Origin of the sequence: Bradyrhizobium sp. HKCCYLRH3059, from assembly GCF_051168035.1 — a bacterium.
Taxonomy (GTDB): domain Bacteria; phylum Pseudomonadota; class Alphaproteobacteria; order Rhizobiales; family Xanthobacteraceae; genus Bradyrhizobium.
The window spans coordinates 210,147-229,761 of record NZ_JBNPUF010000006.1 but is presented as its reverse complement, the minus strand read 5'-3'; the positions used below and the strand labels follow the sequence as shown (position 1 = coordinate 229,761).

Annotated in this window: 19 protein-coding genes; all 19 read right to left on the bottom strand. The window is 65.3% G+C overall.

All coding sequences use genetic code 11. The features are described from left to right. Positions 1-28: 28 nt before the first annotated feature. The 19 genes from ACQR13_RS20210 to ACQR13_RS20120 all read right to left on the bottom strand — a co-directional run bounded on the left by ACQR13_RS20210 (position 29) and on the right by ACQR13_RS20120 (position 19,597). Positions 29-1,267, bottom strand: a complete 1,239-nt coding sequence (locus ACQR13_RS20210) for an urea ABC transporter substrate-binding protein (protein ID WP_434840723.1) — start codon at positions 1,265-1,267, stop codon at positions 29-31. A 97-nt stretch (positions 1,268-1,364) separates the two neighbouring features. Beyond that, complete coding sequence (locus ACQR13_RS20205; protein WP_316172811.1) at positions 1,365-2,417, bottom strand: substrate-binding domain-containing protein; 1,053 nt, start codon at positions 2,415-2,417, stop codon at positions 1,365-1,367. A 199-nt stretch (positions 2,418-2,616) separates the two neighbouring features. Further along, positions 2,617-3,093 carry a GNAT family N-acetyltransferase gene (locus tag ACQR13_RS20200; RefSeq protein ID WP_434863133.1) on the bottom strand — a complete coding sequence of 159 codons (477 nt, stop codon included), beginning with the start codon at positions 3,091-3,093 and terminating at the stop codon, positions 2,617-2,619. Positions 3,094-3,140: 47 nt separating this feature from the next. Further along, positions 3,141-3,857 (bottom strand): tetratricopeptide repeat protein, encoded by a 717-nt coding sequence (locus ACQR13_RS20195; protein ID WP_409977886.1) that lies wholly within the window; start codon positions 3,855-3,857, stop codon positions 3,141-3,143. 103 nt (positions 3,858-3,960) lie between these two features. After that, the gene (gene ilvD, locus ACQR13_RS20190) at positions 3,961-5,685 is read right to left on the bottom strand and encodes a dihydroxy-acid dehydratase (protein ID WP_315711667.1); all 1,725 of its coding nucleotides are present in this window, start codon (positions 5,683-5,685) and stop codon (positions 3,961-3,963) included. Between the two features lie 236 nt (positions 5,686-5,921). Continuing rightward, positions 5,922-6,893 (bottom strand): tripartite tricarboxylate transporter substrate binding protein BugD, encoded by a 972-nt coding sequence (locus ACQR13_RS20185; protein WP_315827501.1) that lies wholly within the window; start codon positions 6,891-6,893, stop codon positions 5,922-5,924. Between the two features lie 90 nt (positions 6,894-6,983). Then, positions 6,984-8,225 carry a threonine synthase gene (locus tag ACQR13_RS20180; protein ID WP_315750955.1) on the bottom strand — a complete coding sequence of 414 codons (1,242 nt, stop codon included), beginning with the start codon at positions 8,223-8,225 and terminating at the stop codon, positions 6,984-6,986. Positions 8,226-8,350: 125 nt separating this feature from the next. After that, entirely contained in the window at positions 8,351-9,772 is a 1,422-nt protein-coding gene (gene lpdA / locus ACQR13_RS20175; protein ID WP_316175307.1) for a dihydrolipoyl dehydrogenase, read from the bottom strand. A 32-nt stretch (positions 9,773-9,804) separates the two neighbouring features. Continuing rightward, positions 9,805-10,041: a hypothetical protein gene (locus tag ACQR13_RS20170; RefSeq protein ID WP_315827498.1), complete on the bottom strand. Its 237-nt coding sequence runs from the start codon at positions 10,039-10,041 to the stop codon at positions 9,805-9,807. Between the two features lie 39 nt (positions 10,042-10,080). Then, a complete protein-coding gene (locus ACQR13_RS20165) occupies positions 10,081-11,436 on the bottom strand; it encodes a pyruvate dehydrogenase complex dihydrolipoamide acetyltransferase (protein ID WP_434843750.1) in 1,356 nt (451 codons plus the stop codon). A 2-nt stretch (positions 11,437-11,438) separates the two neighbouring features. Further along, on the bottom strand, positions 11,439-11,744 hold the full coding sequence (locus ACQR13_RS20160; RefSeq protein ID WP_015666657.1) for a DUF5076 domain-containing protein: 306 nt from the start codon (positions 11,742-11,744) through the stop codon (positions 11,439-11,441). Between the two features lie 12 nt (positions 11,745-11,756). Further along, positions 11,757-13,154, bottom strand: a complete 1,398-nt coding sequence (locus ACQR13_RS20155) for a pyruvate dehydrogenase complex E1 component subunit beta (protein WP_315711660.1) — start codon at positions 13,152-13,154, stop codon at positions 11,757-11,759. A 30-nt stretch (positions 13,155-13,184) separates the two neighbouring features. Further along, positions 13,185-14,207, bottom strand: coding sequence for a pyruvate dehydrogenase (acetyl-transferring) E1 component subunit alpha (gene pdhA / locus ACQR13_RS20150; RefSeq protein ID WP_315711659.1), 1,023 nt, complete (start codon positions 14,205-14,207; stop codon positions 13,185-13,187). A gap of 198 nt (positions 14,208-14,405) precedes the next feature. Beyond that, complete coding sequence (locus ACQR13_RS20145; protein ID WP_316175304.1) at positions 14,406-14,723, bottom strand: FtsB family cell division protein; 318 nt, start codon at positions 14,721-14,723, stop codon at positions 14,406-14,408. Between the two features lie 84 nt (positions 14,724-14,807). Beyond that, the gene (locus ACQR13_RS20140) at positions 14,808-15,515 is read right to left on the bottom strand and encodes a GNAT family N-acetyltransferase (RefSeq protein ID WP_434863132.1); all 708 of its coding nucleotides are present in this window, start codon (positions 15,513-15,515) and stop codon (positions 14,808-14,810) included. A 26-nt stretch (positions 15,516-15,541) separates the two neighbouring features. Beyond that, complete coding sequence (locus tag ACQR13_RS20135) at positions 15,542-16,333, bottom strand: aldolase (protein ID WP_316225535.1); 792 nt, start codon at positions 16,331-16,333, stop codon at positions 15,542-15,544. A 145-nt stretch (positions 16,334-16,478) separates the two neighbouring features. After that, entirely contained in the window at positions 16,479-17,036 is a 558-nt protein-coding gene (locus tag ACQR13_RS20130) for an NADPH-dependent FMN reductase (RefSeq protein WP_316165286.1), read from the bottom strand. Between the two features lie 147 nt (positions 17,037-17,183). Continuing rightward, positions 17,184-18,353 carry a serine hydrolase domain-containing protein gene (locus tag ACQR13_RS20125; RefSeq protein ID WP_316225536.1) on the bottom strand — a complete coding sequence of 390 codons (1,170 nt, stop codon included), beginning with the start codon at positions 18,351-18,353 and terminating at the stop codon, positions 17,184-17,186. A 248-nt stretch (positions 18,354-18,601) separates the two neighbouring features. Continuing rightward, the gene (locus tag ACQR13_RS20120) at positions 18,602-19,597 is read right to left on the bottom strand and encodes an MBL fold metallo-hydrolase (protein WP_316186344.1); all 996 of its coding nucleotides are present in this window, start codon (positions 19,595-19,597) and stop codon (positions 18,602-18,604) included. Between the last annotated feature and the right edge of the window lie 18 nt (positions 19,598-19,615).

The following is a 19,615-nucleotide window of genomic DNA, read 5'->3' as shown; positions in this document are numbered from 1 at the left end:
CGCCGATGCGGCGGGACCCGAAAGCGCGTCAGAGATTGATGATGTACTGCTTGGTATCGTTCGGGTTCTTGACGAGGTCGCAGACACTCGCGGTGTCCGCCGGCTTGGCATCGGTGTAGGTTTCCAGCACCGACCATTTGCGATCCTTGACTTCGGCCAGGAACGCGTTGCGGACGGTGTGATGGGTCGGCTTGTCCAGCGAAACCTTGCCGCTCGGACCATCGAAGACGAGGCCGCTTTCGAGCGCCTCGATCACCTTCATGCGGTCGATGCTGCCGGCCTTCTTGACGCCCTCGGCCCACAGCATCACGCCTTCATAGGTGCACGAGGCGAGCTCGCTGATGTAAGGCGAATCCGGATGCGCCTTCTTGATCTTCTCGACGAAGCTCTTCGAGGCCGGCGTGGTCAGCTCCTCGAAATAGCCGTAGGCGCCAATGACCCCATCGCTTTCCGCCGCGTCCAGCGTCGAGGGCTCGTTGACGAGGCCAAAGGTGGTCGAGGCGATCGGGATCTTCGATTTCATGCCGGCGGCGGTCCACTGCCGGTAGAACGCGGTGTGGTTGCCGCCGACCAGCGCCGACAGGATGAGGTCGGGCTTGGCCGCCTGGATCTTCGAGATGGTCGAGCCGAAATTGGTCACGTCGAGCGGGAAGAAGTCGGTCGAGAGAATCTCGCCGCCATTGTCCTTGCAGTACTTGGTCATCCACTTCGCGGTGATCTGACCGTAATTGTAGTCGGCCGCGATGATGTAGGCCTTCTTGCCCGCCTTCTTCATCGCGCTCGGCACCAGCTTCTCGACCGTCTGCGCCGGCGTGGTGCCGGTGCAGAAGGTGTTGCGGTCGCAGACGCCGCCTTCGTACAGCGTGTTGTAGAAGTACAGCACCTTGAAGCGGTCGAAGGTCGGCCGGATCGCCTCGCGCGAGGCCGAGGTGATGCCGCCGTGCACGACGTCGACCTTGTCCTTCACCGCCAGCTGCTGGGCATATTGCGAGTACAGCTGGATGTTGGACTGGGTGTCGTAGTGGATGACCTTCAAGGGACGTCCGAGCAGGCCGCCGGCGGCATTGATCTCATCGACGGCGAGCTGCAGCGCGTAGACCATCGGCGTGCCGGAGGTGCCGATCGGGCCCGACTGGTCGTGCAGGCTGCCGACCGTGATCGGGTTCTCGGCCGCGAGCGCGCCTGAACGGAACACCGCAGGTGTCGCGATCAAGGTCGACGTCGCGATGGCCGAGCGTTGCAGAAAACGACGGCGGGAAAAAGTCATCAGGGGTCCCCATCGGTTGGTGATGCTGTTGCACAAGTCGCGCAAAGTTTAAAATTACAATATTTGAAAATGCAAGTTCTTTTTGGCGCGGCAGCGCTCAGTGTGACGATGCGACAACCGAGAAATCGTAGCCGTCCAGCTCGGCGAGGTGGATCGGGTGCCGGCCGCCAACCACCGGCTGTGCCTCCGTGCCGCGCGCCGTGCGCCGCTGCAGCGTGCGCCCGAAGAAGCGCCTGAGAACGCGCGCATCGAAGCTCTCTGCGCGCTCGATCAGCGCGGCGAGCGCGTGAATGCCCTCGTAGCAGGACTCGCCATAGCCGTTCGCGGGCGGCGGGTTGTCGCCGAACGCCGTGTAGTAACGCTCCAGGAAGGCGCCGTTGTTGCGCGAGCGCAGCGATGCAAAGTAGCTGGAGGCGACGAAGACGTTCTCGGTCTCGCTGCTGTCGAGTCCATAGACGATGGTCTCGTCGAAGGCCGAGGAGAAGCGCAGAACGTGGCGGCTGAGCCCGGCGGCGCAGAAGGCGCGGCTGAAGGCGATGCAGTCGAAGCCGAGAAAGACCGGGAGAACGACATCGCTGCGCGTGGTCTTGATACGATCGAGCATCTCGTCGAAATCATGCACGCCGACCGGCACGTAGTGCTCTCCGGTGACGACGCCGCCGTATCGCGCGATCAGGCGCTTGGCGATGTCGAGCGAGGAACGCGGCCAGATGTAGTCGTTGCCGCACAGGAAGAAGCGCCGGGCGTGCTTGCACTCCGAGAGCCATTGGATCGCGGGTGCCAGCAATTCGCCGGCGGTCTCGCCCGTGGTCATCACGTCGCTGTTCGCCGGCAGGCCCTCGAACTGGGGCGTGTAGACGAACGGCACGCGGCCGCGCGCGGCCTGCGCGACAGGATCGCGCGCGTAGCTCGGCAGCATGCCGACGAGGCCGTCGACGGCGAACTCGTCGACCGCTTCGACCGCGGCCCGACCCGCGCTGGCGGCGGTTGCGCCGGCGTCGATGACGATCAGCTCGACCTGTCGGCGGCGGATGCCGGCGGCCTGGTTCAGCTCGGTCACGGCCAGCCGCCCACAGGCTTCCGCGGAGGGGGCCCACAACCCCGCCGAGCCGCGCTGAGGAATGATCAGGCCGATCCGAACGCTGTGCAAACGTGCCGCCTCTGCTGTTGCAGAGGATTTGCACTCACGAATCGTGCCAAGCGCGTTTTGGCGTCATCGCGGTCGTTCGTGTACCAAAGTTCGCCGATTTTGGTTCTGGAACCTGACGCTGGTCAGAACATCGGCGCGCCGACGCCTATTCGTTAGGCATCCGCTGCCATGGCCTCGATGTGTCGTCGCGACCCGCGACTCACCGCGCGGGACCGAGGGTTTTGCGCATCGGATAGGAGGCCGCGGCGCCGAACTTGCCGGCGGGCACGCCGACATCGGCGTAGCCGCGGGCGAGATAGAATCGATGCGCGGTCTCGGTGCTCAACAAGGCGATCTCCCTTGCACCAAGCGCGAGCGCCCGCCGCTCCAGCTCGGCCACAAGCGCCGAGCTGATGCCGCGAAACCGGGCTCGCGGCGACACGTAGTTGACCGTGATCTCGCCGGGATGGGCGAGCCCGCCGACCGCGAGAATCGCACCATCCTCGACCGCGACCAGCAGTGAGCGCCCCTGCCCGTCCGCCCACTGCGCCACGTTCTGGGGTGTCTTGTTGGCCAGCCAGCGCGCCAGGATCTGCGGGTCGCCGCGGTGGTCGTCCCTGCACAATTCGGAAATCGAGGCCCGCAACACGGCGCAGGCCGCCTCGGCATCGTCAGCCGTCGCATCGCGGATGATCATCGCAGCCCCTCGCTCGAACGGAGGGAACGCGATGCATTCCGCTCCTGCTACTCGCGCTTGCCCTGCACCCAGCTCTCGAGCATCTGCAGCGCCGAGGCGCGGTCATCGTCCGAGGCCTTGGCGAAGGCGCGGTTGTAGCTCTCCTTGATCCAGGCTTCGTCCGGACCGGCGCTGTCGCGCGCCAGCGTGAGCCACATCAGTCCGCGCGCCGGCTGGCGCGGCAGCCGGTCGCCGTTGAACAGCATCTGACCAAGCAGCGCCTGGGCCTGGTGCTGGCCCTTCTGCGCGGCGAGGCCGAGCCAGCGCGCACCATAACGGAAGTCGTCGCGCGAGGCATCCGCGGTCTTCAGGTACATCCGCGCCAGGTCGTACTGGGCGTCCGCATTGCCGAAGTAGGACGCCGCATAGGAGAACATCTCCCGCGCGCGATCCGGATCGGCCTTGACCTTCGTGTTGGGGATGCCGCTCAGGTAATAGCGGCCGAGCGCGACGAAGGCATTGGCGACGATCTGCGCCTGCGGCGCCGACGGGCTGTCCTCCGCATGCGCATTGGCGATGCGGCTGAAATAGTCGAAGGCGCGCATGTCGTCGCGCGCAACGCCATCGCCCGCCGCATACATGCGGCCGAGCTTGAACTGCGCAATCGGGTGACCTTCCTCCGCCGCGTATTGCAGCGCCGTCAGGGACTGCGTGGGTGAGGTCGAGGACGTCGTCGCGGGCAGCGCCTTGCGCAGCGCGCCGGCGCCAGCCTGCTGTCCAGCCACGGGGATCGCCGGCTCCTGGTTGACCGGAGCGCCATCGAACGCGAACGATGGCGTCGGCAACGCGAGCGGGGCAACCCCCAGCATCAATGCGAAAAGGATCCGATCAGATGTCCGCATAGCAATACTTCTCTTGCGCACCACCTGGATGGGTCACGGCGCCCGCCACGGCCGGCCCCACCTGCTGGGCATATTTCCAAAGTGCACCTGACGTGTGATGCGTCTCACGCGGCGTCCACTTGGTCTTGCGTGTCGCCAGCTCGGCATCGCTCAACTTCACGTTAAGGATGCCCGCCTCGGCGTCGATCTCGATGATGTCGCCATCCTCGACCAGCGCGATCGGTCCGCCGACCGCCGCCTCCGGTCCGATATGGCCGATGCAGAAGCCCCGGGTCGCGCCCGAGAACCGGCCGTCGGTGATCAGCGCGATCTTGCCGCCCATGCCCTGCCCTGTCAGCGCCGCCGTGGTCTGCAGCATTTCCCGCATGCCCGGACCGCCGCGCGGCCCCTCGTAGCGAATGACGATCACGTCGCCTTCGCGATAGGTGCGCTTCTGGACGGCGTCAAAGGCGTCCTCTTCCCGATCGAAGCAGCGGGCCGGCCCAGAGAATTTCAAGTTCGACATGCCCGCGACTTTCACGATCGCGCCCTCTGGCGCGAGATTGCCTTTCAGACCGACGACACCCCCGGTTGCAGTGATCGGCTTGTCAGCCGGCACCACCACGTCCTGGTGCGGATTCCACTTCACGCCTTTGAGGTTTTCGGCGATCGTCCGGCCGGTGACTGTGAGGCAGTCGCCGTTCAAATAGCCATGGTCGAGCAACGTCTTCATCAAGAGCGGAATGCCACCAGCCTCGAACATGTCTTTGGCGACATAGCGGCCACCCGGCTTCAAATCCGCGATATAAGGTGTCTTTTTGAAGATTTCGGCGACGTCGAATAAGTCGAACTTGATGCCGGCCTCGTGTGCAATCGCAGGTAGATGCAGCGCAGCATTGGTCGACCCGCCGGACGCCGCCACAACCGCAGCGGCATTCTCCAGGGATTTTCGCGTGACGATGTCGCGCGGGCGGATATTGGCGGCAATCAGCTCCATGACCTGTTCGCCGGCGGTCATGCAGAAGGCATCGCGGATTTCGTAAGGCGCCGGGGCCCCGGCCGAATAAGGCAGCGCCAGCCCGATCGCTTCGGACACCGTCGCCATCGTGTTGGCCGTGAATTGGGCGCCGCAGGCGCCAGCCGATGGGCAGGCGACGCGCTCGAGCTCGTCGAGGTCGTCGTCCGACATCGCACCCACCGAATGCTTGCCGACAGCCTCGAACATGTCCTGCACGGTGACCTGCTGGCCGCGGAAATTGCCGGGCAGGATCGAGCCGCCATAGATGAAGATCGAGGGCACGTTGAGCCGGACCATCGCCATCATCATGCCCGGCAGCGACTTGTCGCAGCCGGCGAGGCCGACGAGCGCATCGTAGGAATGGCCGCGAATCGTCAGCTCCACCGAATCGGCGATCGCCTCGCGCGACGGCAGCGACGAGCGCATGCCGTCATGGCCCATCGCGATGCCGTCGGTCACGGTGATGGTGCAGAATTCGCGCGGCGTGCCGCCGGCGTGGGCGACGCCCTTCTTCACCGCCTGGGCCTGCCGCATCAGCGCGATGTTGCAGGGCGCAGCCTCGTTCCAGCACGAGGCGACGCCGACGAAGGGCTGATGGATCTGCGCCGTGGTGAGGCCCATGGCGTAGAGGTAGGACCGATGCGGCGCACGCTCGGGCCCTTCCGTCACATGACGGCTGGGCAGCCTGCGCTTGATGTCGGTCTTCGCGTCCATCGCTGTTTTGGCCTCCCGGTGCTGCGGAGAACGCTCAAAATCCGGCAAGTGGATTTTCGGCAGCCTCACACGCACTGGTTATGTTCTGATCAAAGTATTTCACGACCAGGTGTGGCTAAAAAGCGGCGCGTTTGCGGAGCGCCGGAGATTGTTACCAAAACTTCGTAAACTGTGGCGACGTCGCAACATTCGTGGCCGATGCGCAACCATGTGCGATTGGGCGTGGCAGGGTGAGCCTACTCCGGCACCACCCCAGCGGCGCGGATCATCGGCCACCATTTGCGGATCTCGGCGCGCTGCAAGGTTCCAAGCGCGGCGGGGCTGCGCTGGTCGGCCGTCGGCATCTGCAACCCCAGGTTTTTCAATTGATTTTTCACATCCGGCTCGTCCAGCGCGGCCACCGCCGCCGCATTGAGGGTGTCGACGATCTCCTTGCTGGCGCCCTTCGGCAGCCAGAGGCCCGACCACAGGGTCATGTGGAAGCCCGGCAGGCCGGCCTCGTCGGTGGTCGGAATCTCCGGCGCGGACTCGAGCCGCTTGGCGTCGGTGACGGCGTAGGCGCGGATCGTCCCGGCACGAACCTGGTTGATGGCGTTGGAGGTCTGGTCGACGATCAGATCGATCTGGCCGGCGACCAGATCGTTCATCGCCGGTCCCGTGCCGCGATACGGCACATATTGCAGCCTGAGGCCGGTGATCTGCTCGAAATAGAGCCCCGCGATGTGGCTGCCGGAGCCATTGCCCGCGGTGCCGGCCGACACGGGATTCGGCTGCGACTTCACCCAGGCGAGAAACTCCGGCAGCGACTTCGCCGGGATATTGTTCCTGCTGACGATGATCATCGGATTGCTCGGCAGCAGCACCACCGGCTCGAGATCGGCTTCGAGGTCATAGCCGAGCCGGTAGACGGCGCCGTTGGCGACATGGGTGCCGAGATGGCCGAAGCTCACGGTGTAGCCGTCGGGCTTCGAGCGGACGGCACGGCCCACGCCGATCGAGCCGCCCGCCCCTGTCACGTTCTCGATCAGAACGGGCTGGCCGAGCGTCTGTCTCATGTGCTCGGCGAGGATGCGCATCATCGCATCCGATGGGCCGCCGGCAGCGAATGGCACGATCACGGTGATCGCGCGCGAGGGATAATTGTCGGCGCGCGCCGGCTGCATCAGCGCAAGACACACCAACAGCACGGCGCAAAGAGCTCGTCGCATCACGTCCTCCCTTGTGTCGCACGCACCGGCGGCAGACGCGAATGCGTCTGCGCCGGAGCATGTGCCCGAGGCCGCGGTGCCGGTTGTTAGTTAGAACTGCCCGAAGTCGATCGGCTGGTGACGATCGAGCGTGCGGGTGACCGGCGGCAGCGGATATTTAAGTCCTGTCGCGCAATTGAACAGCATGACGCGATCGTTTTTCGTTACGCGCCCGTCGGCCAGGCTCTGCTTGTAGGCGGCATAGGTCGCCGCGCCTTCCGGGCACAACAGCAGCCCCTCCTCGCGCGCGACTTCGCTGAGCGCAGATGAAATCTTCTCATCATCGACCGCGATGGCGAAACCTTTGCTCTCGCGCACCGCGCGCAGGATGAGAAAATCACCCACCGCCTGGGGCACGCGGATGCCGGACGCGATGGTGTGGGCGTCTTCCCACCGGGTCGCATGCTCGACGCCCTGCTCGAAGGCCCGCACCATCGGCGCGCAGCCCGACGCCTGCACCGCGACCATGCGCGGACGCTTGGAACCGATGAAGCCGATCTTCTCCAGTTCGTCGAACGCCTTCCACATGCCGATCAGGCCGGTGCCGCCGCCGGTCGGATAGAAGATCACGTCGGGCACGTCCCAGCCGAGCTGCTCGGCGAGCTCCAGGCCCATCGTCTTCTTGCCCTCGATGCGATACGGCTCCTTCAGCGTCGACGTATCGAACCAGCCAACCTTGGCCTTGCCCTCGCCGACGATCTTGCCGCAATCGTCGATCAGTCCGTTGACGCGGTAGACGGTCGCGCCCTGCAGCTCGATCTCGCTGACGTTCACCTCCGGCGTATCGGCCGGACAGAAGATCGTGGTCTTGATGCCGCAGGAGGTCGCATAGGCCGCGAGCGCAGCACCGGCATTGCCGTTGGTCGGCATCGCCATGTGCTTGATGCCGAGCGCCTTGCCCATCGACACCGCCATCACGAGGCCGCGCGCCTTGAACGAGCCGGTCGGCAGCCGGCCCTCATCCTTGACGATGATCTCGCCGCCGCCGAGCTTCTTGGACAGCTTCGGCAGGCTGATCAGCGGCGTCATGACTTCGCCGAGGCTGACGATGTCCTGGCATTTGCGCACCGGCAGCAGTTCGCGATAGCGCCACATGTCGGCCGGACGCTGCGCCAGCGCGTCCTTCGTGAGCGCCCGCTTCACGCCTGCGAGATCGTAGCGCACCAAGAGCGGCTTGCCGGCCTTGGAGAGGTTGTGGACCTGATCCGCCGGATAGTGATCGCCTTCCATCGCGCATTCGAGATGGGTGACGAAGGTCGGACGTTCGATGGTGAGATTGTCGCTGGATTTCACGGCAGTGACTTTCTGGCTGCTGTCGTCATTGCCGGGCTTGACCCGACAATCCATCCGCTTCGCAGAATTTCCCGAAGCGCGATGGATGCGCGGGTCAAGCCCGCGCATGACGAGCGGGGACGGAGCTACATGTTCAGCACGCGGCCGTAGGCGTCGAGCACGGCTTCCTTCATCATCTCCGACAGGGTCGGATGCGGGAAGACCGTGTGCATCAGCTCTTCCTCTGTCGTCTCGAGGTTCATCGCCACGACATAGCCCTGGATCAGCTCGGTGACCTCGGCGCCCACCATGTGGGCGCCGATCAGTTGTCCGGTCTTCTTGTCGAAGATCACCTTGACCAGGCCCTGGTCCTCGCCGAGCGCAATTGCCTTGCCGTTGCCGACGAAGGGGAAGCGGCCGACTCTGACGTCGCGGCCCTGCTCCTTGGCCTTGGCCTCGGTGAGGCCGACCGAGGCGACTTGCGGATGGCAATAGGTGCAGCCCGGAATGAGGTTCTTGTCCATCGGGTGCGGATGCAGGCCCTTGATCGCCTCGACGCAGACCACGCCCTCATGCTCGGCCTTGTGCGCGAGCATCGGGGGACCCGCGACGTCGCCGATCGCGTAGAGGCCGGGGACGTTGGTCTTGCCGTAGCCGTCGATGACGATGCAGCCGCGATCGGTCTTCACGCCGAGCTTCTCGAGCCCGAGATTCTCGATGTTGCCGACGACGCCGACCGCCGAGATCACGCGATCGAACTCGACCGTCTCGGTCTTGCCCTTGCCGTCGTCGATCGTCGCCACCACGCTGTCGCTCTTCTTGTCGAGCTTGGTGACCTTGGCGCCGGTCATGATCTTGAGGCCCTGCTTCTCCAGTTGCTTGCGCGCGAGGCCGGCGATCTCGGCGTCTTCCACGGGCAGGATCTGCGGCAGCACCTCGACCACCGTCACCTCGGAGCCCATGGTGCGGAAGAACGACGCGAACTCGATGCCGATCGCGCCAGAGCCGACCACCAACAGCGACTTCGGCATCTTGTCAGGAACCATCGCCTCGAAATAGGTCCAGACCAGCTTCTTGTCCGGCTCGAGTCCCGGCAGCACACGCGGCCGCGCGCCGGTGGCAACGATGATGTGCTTCGCCTGATAGGTCCCCTCGCCCAGCGCGCCCTTGGGCGCCTCGACGTCGGATTTGGTCACCGTGATCTTGCCGGGCGCGTCGATCGCAGCCTTGCCCCAGATCACCTGGACCTTGTTCTTCTTCATCAGGAAGCCGACGCCGTCATTGAGGCGCTTCGAGACGCCGCGCGAGCGCTGCACAACCGCCTTCGGATCGTAGGAGATCTTCTCCGCCGACAGGCCATAGTCCTTGGCATGCTGCATGTAGTGATAGATCTCGGCCGAGCGCAGCAGCGCCTTGGTCGGGATGCAGCCCCAGTTCAGGCAGATGCCGCCGAGGTAGGACTTCTCGATGATCGCGGTCTTGAAGCCGAGCTGGGCGGCGCGGATCGCGGCGACGTAGCCGCCTGGGCCGGACCCGATGATGATGATGTCGAAGGATGTGTCGGCCATGACGGCTCCCATTCAACTTAAGCAGTCGGAAATCAGACGGTGGGGCTGCGGACGGAGCGTCGCCAGATCATGGCTCGCATGACGGCTTCCAGGAGCATCAGCAGGGTGCAGATAGCGAATCCGGCGAGCGCGATTGGCGCCCAGATGCCGCGCGACAGCGCCTCGCCGGAGAAGAAGGCAGAATAGATGACGTCGATCCCGAGCGGATTGGCGAACAGCGCGGCGCTCACCAGCGCCGTGATCCAGGGCCACCGCGTTCTGATGCGCATGCGTTGGCCCCGTTTGCCATCCCGCTCCGGAAAGCAAGATCACACCATCATCATCACGGGATTCTCGATCAGTTGCTTGAAGGCGCCGATCAGCTCGGCGCCGAGCGCGCCGTCGATCGCGCGGTGATCGCACGACAACGTCACGCTCATCATGCTCGCGATCTCGATCTTGCCGTTGCGCACGACGGGGCGTTCTTCCGAGGTGCCAACCGCGAGGATCGTGGCGTGCGGCGGATTGATCACGGCGGTGAAGTGGTTGATGCCGTACATGCCGAGGTTGGAGACGGCCGTGGTGCCGCCCTGATATTCCTCCGGCTTCAGCTTGCGCGAGCGGGCGCGCGCGGCAAAGTCCTTCATCTCGCTGGAGATCGCCGACAGCGTCTTGGTCTCGGCCTTGCGGATGATCGGCGTGATCAGTCCGCCGGGCATTGCGACGGCGACACCGACATCGGAATGCTTGTGCTTGACCATGCCGCCTTCGGTCCAGCTGACGTTGCAGTTCGGGATCTTCTGCAGCGCCACCGCCATCGCCTTGATGACGAAATCGTTCACCGAGAGCTTGTAGAGCGGCTTCTTCTCCTTGTCCTTTGGAGCTGCCGCATTGATCTCCTCGCGCGCAGCCAGGAGCTTGCCGATGTCGCAGTCGATCGTGAGATAGAAGTGCGGGACGTTCTGCACCGACGCCGTCAGGCGCTGCGCGATGGTGCGGCGCATGCCGTCATGCGGGATGACCTCGTAGGAGCCGGGCTCGAACAGCGCCAGGATCTGCTTGTCCGACATCGACGGCGCCAGCGCGGGCGCGCCTGCCGCGGCGGGTGCCGCCGACGGCGCGGCCTTCAGGCCCTTGCCGGACTTGGCGTCCTCGACGTCGCGCGCAACGACGCGGCCGTGCGGGCCGGTGCCGGTGATGCGGCCGAGATCGATGCCGGCATCCTTGGCGAGACGTCGCGCCAATGGCGACGAGAAGATGCGCGCATGACCGTTGACCTGAGGGGCCGCCGCAGGCGCGGCTGGCGCAGGAGCCGTAGCCGGCTTCGGCGCGGGCGCCGCGGCCGGTGCAGCCGTCGCAGCGGGAGCCGCCGAGGCGATGGGCTTGGCCTCGGGCTTGGGAGCTGCCGCAGCCGGTGCGCTGCCGGCGGCCTTGACGTCCTCGCCCTCGCCGGCAAGCACCGCGATCACGTCGTTCACGGGCACGTCCTGCGTGCCTTCCGGCACCAGGATCTTGGCGAGGGTACCTTCGTCGACCGCCTCGACTTCCATCGTGGCCTTGTCGGTCTCGATCTCGGCGATGACCTCGCCGGACTTGACCTGGTCGCCTTCCTTCTTGAGCCAACGAGCGAGGTTGCCCTTCTCCATCGTCGGCGACAGCGCGGGCATGAGAATGTTGATCGGCATGATCAGTGACCTTGTTTCGACCTGGGGCTGGTGGTGCCCGTATCGGTCGGCCGAGCCAGCTCGGCTTCGAACATCTCGACGATGCGCTGCAGCGCCTCGTCTTCGGAATAATCGCTCTCGCGCGCATAGGCGCGCGCAGCATGACGGGCGACGTCGACCAGGAGCAGCCCCCACACGTCGGGCTCCTCGAACGCGCGCTGGAAGGCGATCGAGAGCCCGCCATCGAGCACGAAGGCGCGCAACACTTCGGTGGCGTCCTCGCGGCCGATGACGTCCGGCGGCAATGGCTGCTCCTTGGGTCCGGCCATCTGGGCTTTCCCTTAGCGGTAGCAGACGGATTTGGCGGCCTGAACGACCTCCGCGGCCGAGGGCAGCGCGAGCTTCTCGAGATTCGCCGCATACGGCATCGGCACGTCCTTGCCGGACACGCGCGCGACTGGGGCATCGAGATAGTCGAAGGCGTGCTCCATGATGCGCGCGGCGATCTCGGCGCCGACGCCGCTCTGCTGCCAGCCCTCCTCCACCGTCACCGCGCGGCCGGTCTTCTTGACCGAGGCGACGATGGTCTCGGTGTCCATCGGACGCAGCGTGCGCAGGTCGATCACCTCGGCCTCGATGCCCTCCTTGGCAAGCTCATCGGCGGCCTTCAGCGCGTAGGTCATGCCGTTCGACCACGAGATGATGGTGACGTCCTTGCCGCTGCGGGCGATGCGCGCCTTGCCGATCGGGATCACGTAGTCGTCGAGCTTCGGCACCTCGCCGGAGTGTCCGTAGAGCACCTCGTTCTCGAGGAAGATCACCGGGTTCGGATCGCGGATCGCGGCCTTCAGCAGGCCCTTGGCGTCCGCCGCGGAATACGGCGCGATCACCTTCAAGCCCGGCACGTGCGAGTACCAGGACGCGTAGTCCTGGCTGTGCTGCGCGGCAACGCGGGCGGCAGCACCGTTCGGGCCGCGGAATACGATCGAGCAGCCCATCTGGCCACCGGACATATAGAGCGTCTTCGCCGCGGAGTTGATGATCTGGTCCATCGCCTGCATGGCGAAGTTGAAGGTCATGAACTCGACGATCGGCTTCAGGCCGGCCATCGCGGCACCGACGCCGATGCCGGCGAAACCGTGCTCGGTGATCGGCGTGTCCATCACGCGGCGGGCGCCGAACTCCTGCAGCAGGCCCTGGGTGACCTTGTAGGCGCCCTGATATTCGGCGACCTCCTCGCCCATGATGAAGACGTCGCCGTCGCGGCGCATCTCCTCGGCCATGGCGTCGCGCAGCGCCTCGCGGATGGTCTGCGTCACCATCTCGGTGCCCGCGGGCACCTCGGGATCGGGCTCGGCCACGCTCTGCGGCGCAGCCACGCCGGTCGGCGCGGGTGATGCCTGCATGGTCGTAGCCGGCTCGGATGGCGGCGCGGATTGCGCGGCCTTCATCTCAGCGGCCGGCGCTGCCGCCTTGCCGAGATCGGCGGCGGTCTCACCATCTGCGAGGATTGTGGCGATCGGGGTGTTCACCGCGACGTCGGCGGTGCCTTCGGGGATCAGGATCTTGCCGAGCGTGCCCTCGTCGGTCGCCTCGACCTCCATCGTGGCCTTGTCGGTCTCGATCTCGGCGATCACGTCACCCGACTTGATCGCCTCACCTTCCTTCTTCAGCCATTTGGCGAGATTGCCCTTTTCCATCGTGGGCGACAGCGCAGGCATCAAAACTTGAATAGGCATATCAGCTCCAGAGAAACAGCTTGCGCGCGCTCAGCGGTAAACGTCGGTGTAGAGCTCGGCGACATCGGGCTCGGGATCGGCCTGCGCGAAATCGGCGGCCTCGTTGACGATCTTGCGCACGTCGGCATCGATCGTCTTGAGATCCTGCTCGCTGACCTTGGCCGCCAGCAGGCGGTTGCGGACCTGCTCGATCGGATCCTGGTCGTGACGGACCTTCTCGACCTCCTCGCGGGTGCGATACTTCGCCGGGTCCGACATCGAGTGGCCGCGATAGCGGTAGGTCTGCATTTCCAAAATGTAAGGGCCCTTGCCCTCGCGGCACCAGGCAACGGCCTTCTCGCCCGCAGCCTTCACGGCGCGGACGTCCATGCCATCGACCTGCTCGCCCGGGATGTTGAAGGAGATACCGCGCTTGGAGAAGTCGGTCTGCGCCGAGGCGCGCGACACCGCCGTACCCATCGCATAGCGGTTGTTCTCGATGACGTAGATCACCGGCAGCTTCCAGAGCTCCGCCATGTTGAAGCTCTCATAGACCTGCCCCTGGTTGGCCGCGCCGTCGCCGAAATAGGCGACGCTGACCGAGTCGTTGCCGCGGTAGCGGTTGGCGAGCGCAAGGCCGGTGCCGAGCGAGACCTGGGCGCCGACGATGCCGTGGCCGCCGAAGAAGTTCTTCTCCATGCTGAACATGTGCATGGAGCCGCCCTTGCCCTTGGAGTATCCACCGCGGCGCCCGGTGAGCTCGGCCATCACGCCCTTGGCGTCCATGCCGGTGGCCAGCATGTGGCCGTGATCGCGATAGCCGGTGATGACCTGATCGCCCGGCTTCAGCGCCATCTGCATGCCGACCACGACGGCTTCCTGGCCGATGTAAAGATGGCAGAAGCCGCCGATCGCACCCATGCCATAAAGCTGACCGGCCTTTTCCTCAAAGCGGCGGATCAGCAGCATGTCGCGGAGCGCAGCCAATTCCTGTTCTCTGGTGAATTCCGGCGGCGGGCCGTTGTCTCTGTCCTGCCCTTGTTCCTTTGCGGCGGTTTTCTTGGGTGCGGCCATGGCAATTCCGGATGAGAGAAAAAGTAGCTCTCTCTAGCTCAACTCCAAGGCACGTAAAAGGACTGCGTGAATTGCGGTTCATTTTGCTTTGCCGCACTGCAAACGAGCGCGAAATAATCGAATGCTGATGAGCGGTTTTTTGAAATTCCCGACGCCACGGCCTGCTAAAGTTTAGGCACCGCGGCGAAGGGACACGCGTCACTGCGGCCGATTGATCCGGATCAGATCACGCGGGTTAGCGTAGCCGAGCTGGAAGCGGGCGCGCTCATCGAGCATGTCGGGATCGACCCGGTCGGAGCGCAGCAGCGACACGCGCTTTTCACCCTCCGCCCGCTCCTGCTTCAGCCGGGCGAGCTCGGAGGTGAGCGCAATGATCTCCTGGTCGAGCTCCTGACGCGCGGTCAGGCCGTAGCGGCCGGTATAGGCGTTGATGCCGAAATAGCCGATGATGGCGGCCGCCATCGTGTAGAGGGCGAGCCCGGTCAGGAACGATTTGAGCCGCGCGCGGGAGACCATGGGCCGGAAGATGGGGGGGGCTTGGTTAAGGATCTGCTAATCTGCGCCGCGGCGGCTTCTTTCCGAAGGTCCCATCACCCGTCACTAGCTGACGGATTGCCGAAGCACCGTGAAACACAAGGTGGCTCGCGACACGAAGCCGAGACGCTCATACAGCGCGATCGCGGCATGATTGTCGTCTATGACGTGGAGAAACGGCGTCTCGCCCCTGCCCCTGATGGCCGTCATCAGGACCGTGACGAGCCTCTGGGCATAGCCAAGGCCGCGATAGTCCGGATGGACACAGACTGCGCTGATTTCCGTGAACCCGTCGAGGCGCATGCGCTCCCCGGCCATGGCCGCCAGTCGCTCCCCGTCGCGAATGCCGATGTAGCGGCCCAGCTCGCGGGTCCTGGCCAGGAACGGACCGGGCTTGGTCAGCGCAGTCAGTTCCAGCATCGCCGGGATGTCGCGCTCGTCCAGCACCTCGACCGCGGCATCCCCCACGGGATCGACCGCCCCGACGGCAACCATCTGGCGGACGCTGGCTCTGAGCCGGGCGTCAAGGCCACGCACATCGCCCGGGGGTGCAGGGGTCACGATCGCAACGACATCCTCGTTGGCAAGGTCGGCGAGTTCAGACCACGCAGCATCGCTGTCGTCCGACATGGCGGCAAATGGCGCAATCGCCGCCGGATAGCGACGAGCATGCGCGGCGCCCTCCGCAAGCGCTCGGTGCCCGGTGGTCAGGGCTGACCAGACGGGGCGATCCAGCGCTGCGTGCTGCTCGGCAGAAAGCTCCAATTTGGACATCGAACCAGCCTCCAGACGATCCGTCCTCAGCTCCGGTAGACCGGCTCTTCGAGGTCGAGCATGCGCTTGACGGCCTCGAGGTGCAACCGAGCCGATTCCGCATCTCCTTCGCGCATCTGGCGATAGGCGGCCTCGGCGATCTCGGGCGCGACCGGCACCACCTTGCGGCCGGTCGACAGCGCCAGGCACTGCACCTGGCAGGCGCGCTCAAGGTAGTAGAGATCGTCCCAGGCTTCGGCGATGGTCGGCGCCAGAACCATGACGCCATGATGCTTCATGAAGACGATGTCGGCATCACCGACAGCCCCGGCGATGCGATCCCCCTCCCGCGCGTCGAGCGCCAGCCCGTTGTAGTTCGCGTCGACCGCGGTTCGCCCATAGAATTTCAGCGCCGTCTGCCCGGCGAAGATCAGCGGGTCGCCTTCGGTCATCGACAGCGCGGTGGCGTAGGGCATGTGGGTGTGGAACGCGACCTTGGCGCGCGGCAGCGCCTTGTGGATGCGGGCGTGGATGTAGAAGGCGGTCGCCTCCGGGCGGCCGTCGCCGGCAATGACGTTGCCGTCGAAGTCGCACACCAGGAGCTTCGAGGCCGTCAGTTCGCGGAACGCATAGCCGTAGGGATTGACGATGAAGAGGTCGTCATAGCCGGGGACCAGCGCCGAGAAGTGGTTGCAGATGCCCTCCTCGAACCCGTGCCGTGCCGCCATCCGGAAACAGGCCGCGAGGTCGATCCGCGTCTGCCAGACGGCCTCCGAGTCGAGATCCGGCTGGTTCGGGCCGGGCCTCGACGACGACGCGGGTGTGAACGAATGGGCCATCGTGCTTCCTTGGCAACGCGCATCCTTGCGCAAGTCCGGCATCGCCTTGAAACGGATCGGGCAAGGCGCGTCAACGCCCTGCCCGCATCATACCCGTCATGCAGTTGCCGACCGCCGCAGGTGGACGCGGCGGCGGCGAACGCGATCAGCCGTTCTGCTTGGCCACGAATGCGGCGAATGCATCCAGATATTGCTGCAACACCGTCTTGAGCGAATCCTTGACCAGCTCGCCCTGGGCGTCGAAGGCGTCGCCGACGCCATTCAGGTAGATTTCCGGCTGCCCCATGACCGGGCCAGAGATGCCAGGCATGATGTTCTGCAGATGCTTGGCCGCCGCCACGCCACCGAGCGGGCCCGGCGAATTGGAGATGAGGCCGACCGGCTTGCCCAGGAACGAACTCTGCCCATAGGGACGCGAGGCGACGTCGATCGCATTCTTGAGCACGCCGGGAATCGAGCGGTTGTATTCCGGCGTCAGGATCAGCACGCCGTTCGAGGCCTTCAGCTTCTCCCGCAGGGCGAGCCAGTCGGCCGGCGGATTGGCTTCGAGATCCTGGTTGAAGAACGACAGGCCGTTGAGCGTGGTCACGTCGATCTTCAGGCTGGCCGGCGCCAGCTTGGCGAGCGCATTGGCGATCTTCAGGGTGAAGCTCTCCTTGCGGAGACTGCCGACGAGGGCGACGATCGAATAAGGTGCGGGCATGGGGAATCCTTTGAGGAGCGGGGTGTGGAGCGCACTTAAGGCGCGCGAGCAGGAACATGCAAGTGCATGGACCATCCTCACGCGAAACACTGCGTTTCATCGCAAGCAACGCCCGAGTGTTCCCGACCCTTGCCCGCGTCGTGGAGCTCAGCCGGTCCCCTTGAGACAGCGCGTGAATTCCGCCACCGCCTGATGTGTGAGCCAGATCGCCTGCCCGTCGACCGGCTGCGCCCATGACGAGACCTTGGCGATCACGATGCCGTTGGCGGCATCGACGAACAGGTTCTGGCCGTGAATGCCCATCGCGAACATCAGCTGCGGCGCGTCGTTTGTGACGTACCAGCCGCTGCGATAGTGCATGTTGCGGCTGATCGCGGCAAAACTGTCGCGCCATTGGCCGTCGCGCCAGGCCTGCACATCGCCATTGTGCCTGATGTCGTCGATCCAACCTTCGGGAATGATCGTGTGAGAGCCCCGCCGCCCGCCTGACAGCACGAGCTGGCCGAGCCGGGCGACGTCGCGCAAGGTGGCGCAGAAGCCGCCGGTGCAGCGCGGCGCGCCGTTGCGGTCGAGGGTGATGAAGGCCTCGCCGCTCGCCCCCATCGGCTTCCACAGCAGGCTGCCGGCGAGGCTCGCGAAGCTGCGGCCGGTGGCGCGCTCGATCGCCCATCCCAGCAGATCGGTGTTGGACGAGACGTAGCTGAAGGCGCCGCCATGCGGCGCCGCCTGAGCGCGCATCGTCGCAAAGAAATCGTGCAGGTTTGGCGTCGTGCCCGGCGCGACCGGCTCCCAGCCCGCGGCGTCGGCATAGGCCTGCAGGCCGGCACCATCGAACACGACGCCCGCACGCATGTCGAGCAGCTGCCGGATCGTGGCGCCGCGATAGGCCGTGGCGGCCACTTCCGGCACATAGCGCGTGACCTCGGCGTCGACGTCGAGCTCGCCGCGATCCGCGAGGATTCCGACCATCAGCCCGGTGATCGACTTGGTCGCCGACATCAGGATGTGCGGCGTGTCGCGGTCGGTGCCGCCGTCATAGTGCTCGAACACGATGCGGCCGTCGTGGAGGATCAGGAGCCCGTCCGTCGCCGTCGCTTTCAGGAATCCGTCCAGATCGAGCATGCCGCCCTTCGGCAGCCGCAGGCTGAACTGATCGAAGGAGATCGGACTTGCCGGCAGCGGCCACGCGCTGCCGGGCGCGCTCTCGATGTCGGCGACCGGGAGGATCGACCGAATGTTGTGGAAGGCCCAGCGGCTGAACGGCGCGGAGCGCCAGTTGGAAAGATCGGCGCTGGAAGCTGAGAGATCGGTCGACATGCAAGGCCCTGCGGACATCCCGGGAGGTTCGACATAGGCGCTCGCGCGAGCCGCGGAAAGCCCGACATTTCGCATATGCAAAAACGAGCAGGCCGCCCGAAGGCGGCCCCCTCTCTCCTCCGTCATTGCGAGCGAAGCGAAGCAATCCAGGGCTCGGTTGGGAGTCTGGATTGCTTCGTCGCGGAGCCTGTCCTCGGGCTCGCCGGAGGCGAGACCCGGGGGCTCCTCGCAATGACGCTAACCGATATTCAGATCACCGGATTCCACGGCGCCGGAATCAGCCGGTACTTGGCGCCGTCCTTCTCGACATAGCCCACTGAAGGGAAAGAGAAGTGGAAGCCGATCACCTTGGCCTTCTCGGCGGCGGCCATGTCGTAGAACCTGTGCCGCGTGGCCTGCGCCATCTCGGCATCGGTGTCGAACATCACGTGCCAGTCGGGGTTGCGCAGGAACAGCTCGGGGACGTTGGTGACGTCGGCCTGGATCAGGACCCTGGCGTTGCCGGACGCGACCGCGAACGAGGTGTGTCCCGGCGTGTGACCGGGCGTGCCGAGCGCGGTGATGCCGGGCGCGACCTCCTTGTCCCACTCGTACTGAGTGACATTGCTCTCGAGCCCGCCGAACACCTTCTTGAAGTTGGCGAAGTTGCCCTTCATCAAGTCGGTCTGCGCCTTGGCGGCGTTCTCGTCGCTATTCCAGAACGCCCACTCCTTGGCCGGCACCTTCAGCTCGGCGTTCGGGAACGCCAGCGAGCCGTCCGCGAGCTTGAGGCCGTTGATGTGGTCGCCATGCATGTGGGAGAGCACGACGACGTCGATGCTCTTCGGATCGACGCCGGCGGCAGCGAGGTTCTGCAGCGTGCGGCCAACCGCGCCCTTGCTGGCCTCGAAGGCGCCAGCGCCGTTGCCGGTGTCGATCAAGACCAGCTTGGAGCCGGTGTTGATCAGCTGCGGATTGAAGGGGATCGTGATCATGCCCTTCGGCATGTAGGCGCTTTCGGCAGCCGCGAGCGCGTCGTCCTTCGCCGTGTTGACGACGAACGTGTCGGGCATCGGGAAGGTGCGCGCGCCGTCATTGACGGAGGTGCATTCATAGTCGCCGACCTTGTAGCGATAGAAGCCGGGCGCCTGCGCGCCGGCGGGTGCAACCGCTGCGCGTGCCCGTCCGGCCAGCGGCGGCAAAGCGGTTGCAGCCCCGGCGAGGGCCGCACCGGCCAGAAATCGACGGCGATCCAATCGGGTCATGACAAATCTCTCCTCAGT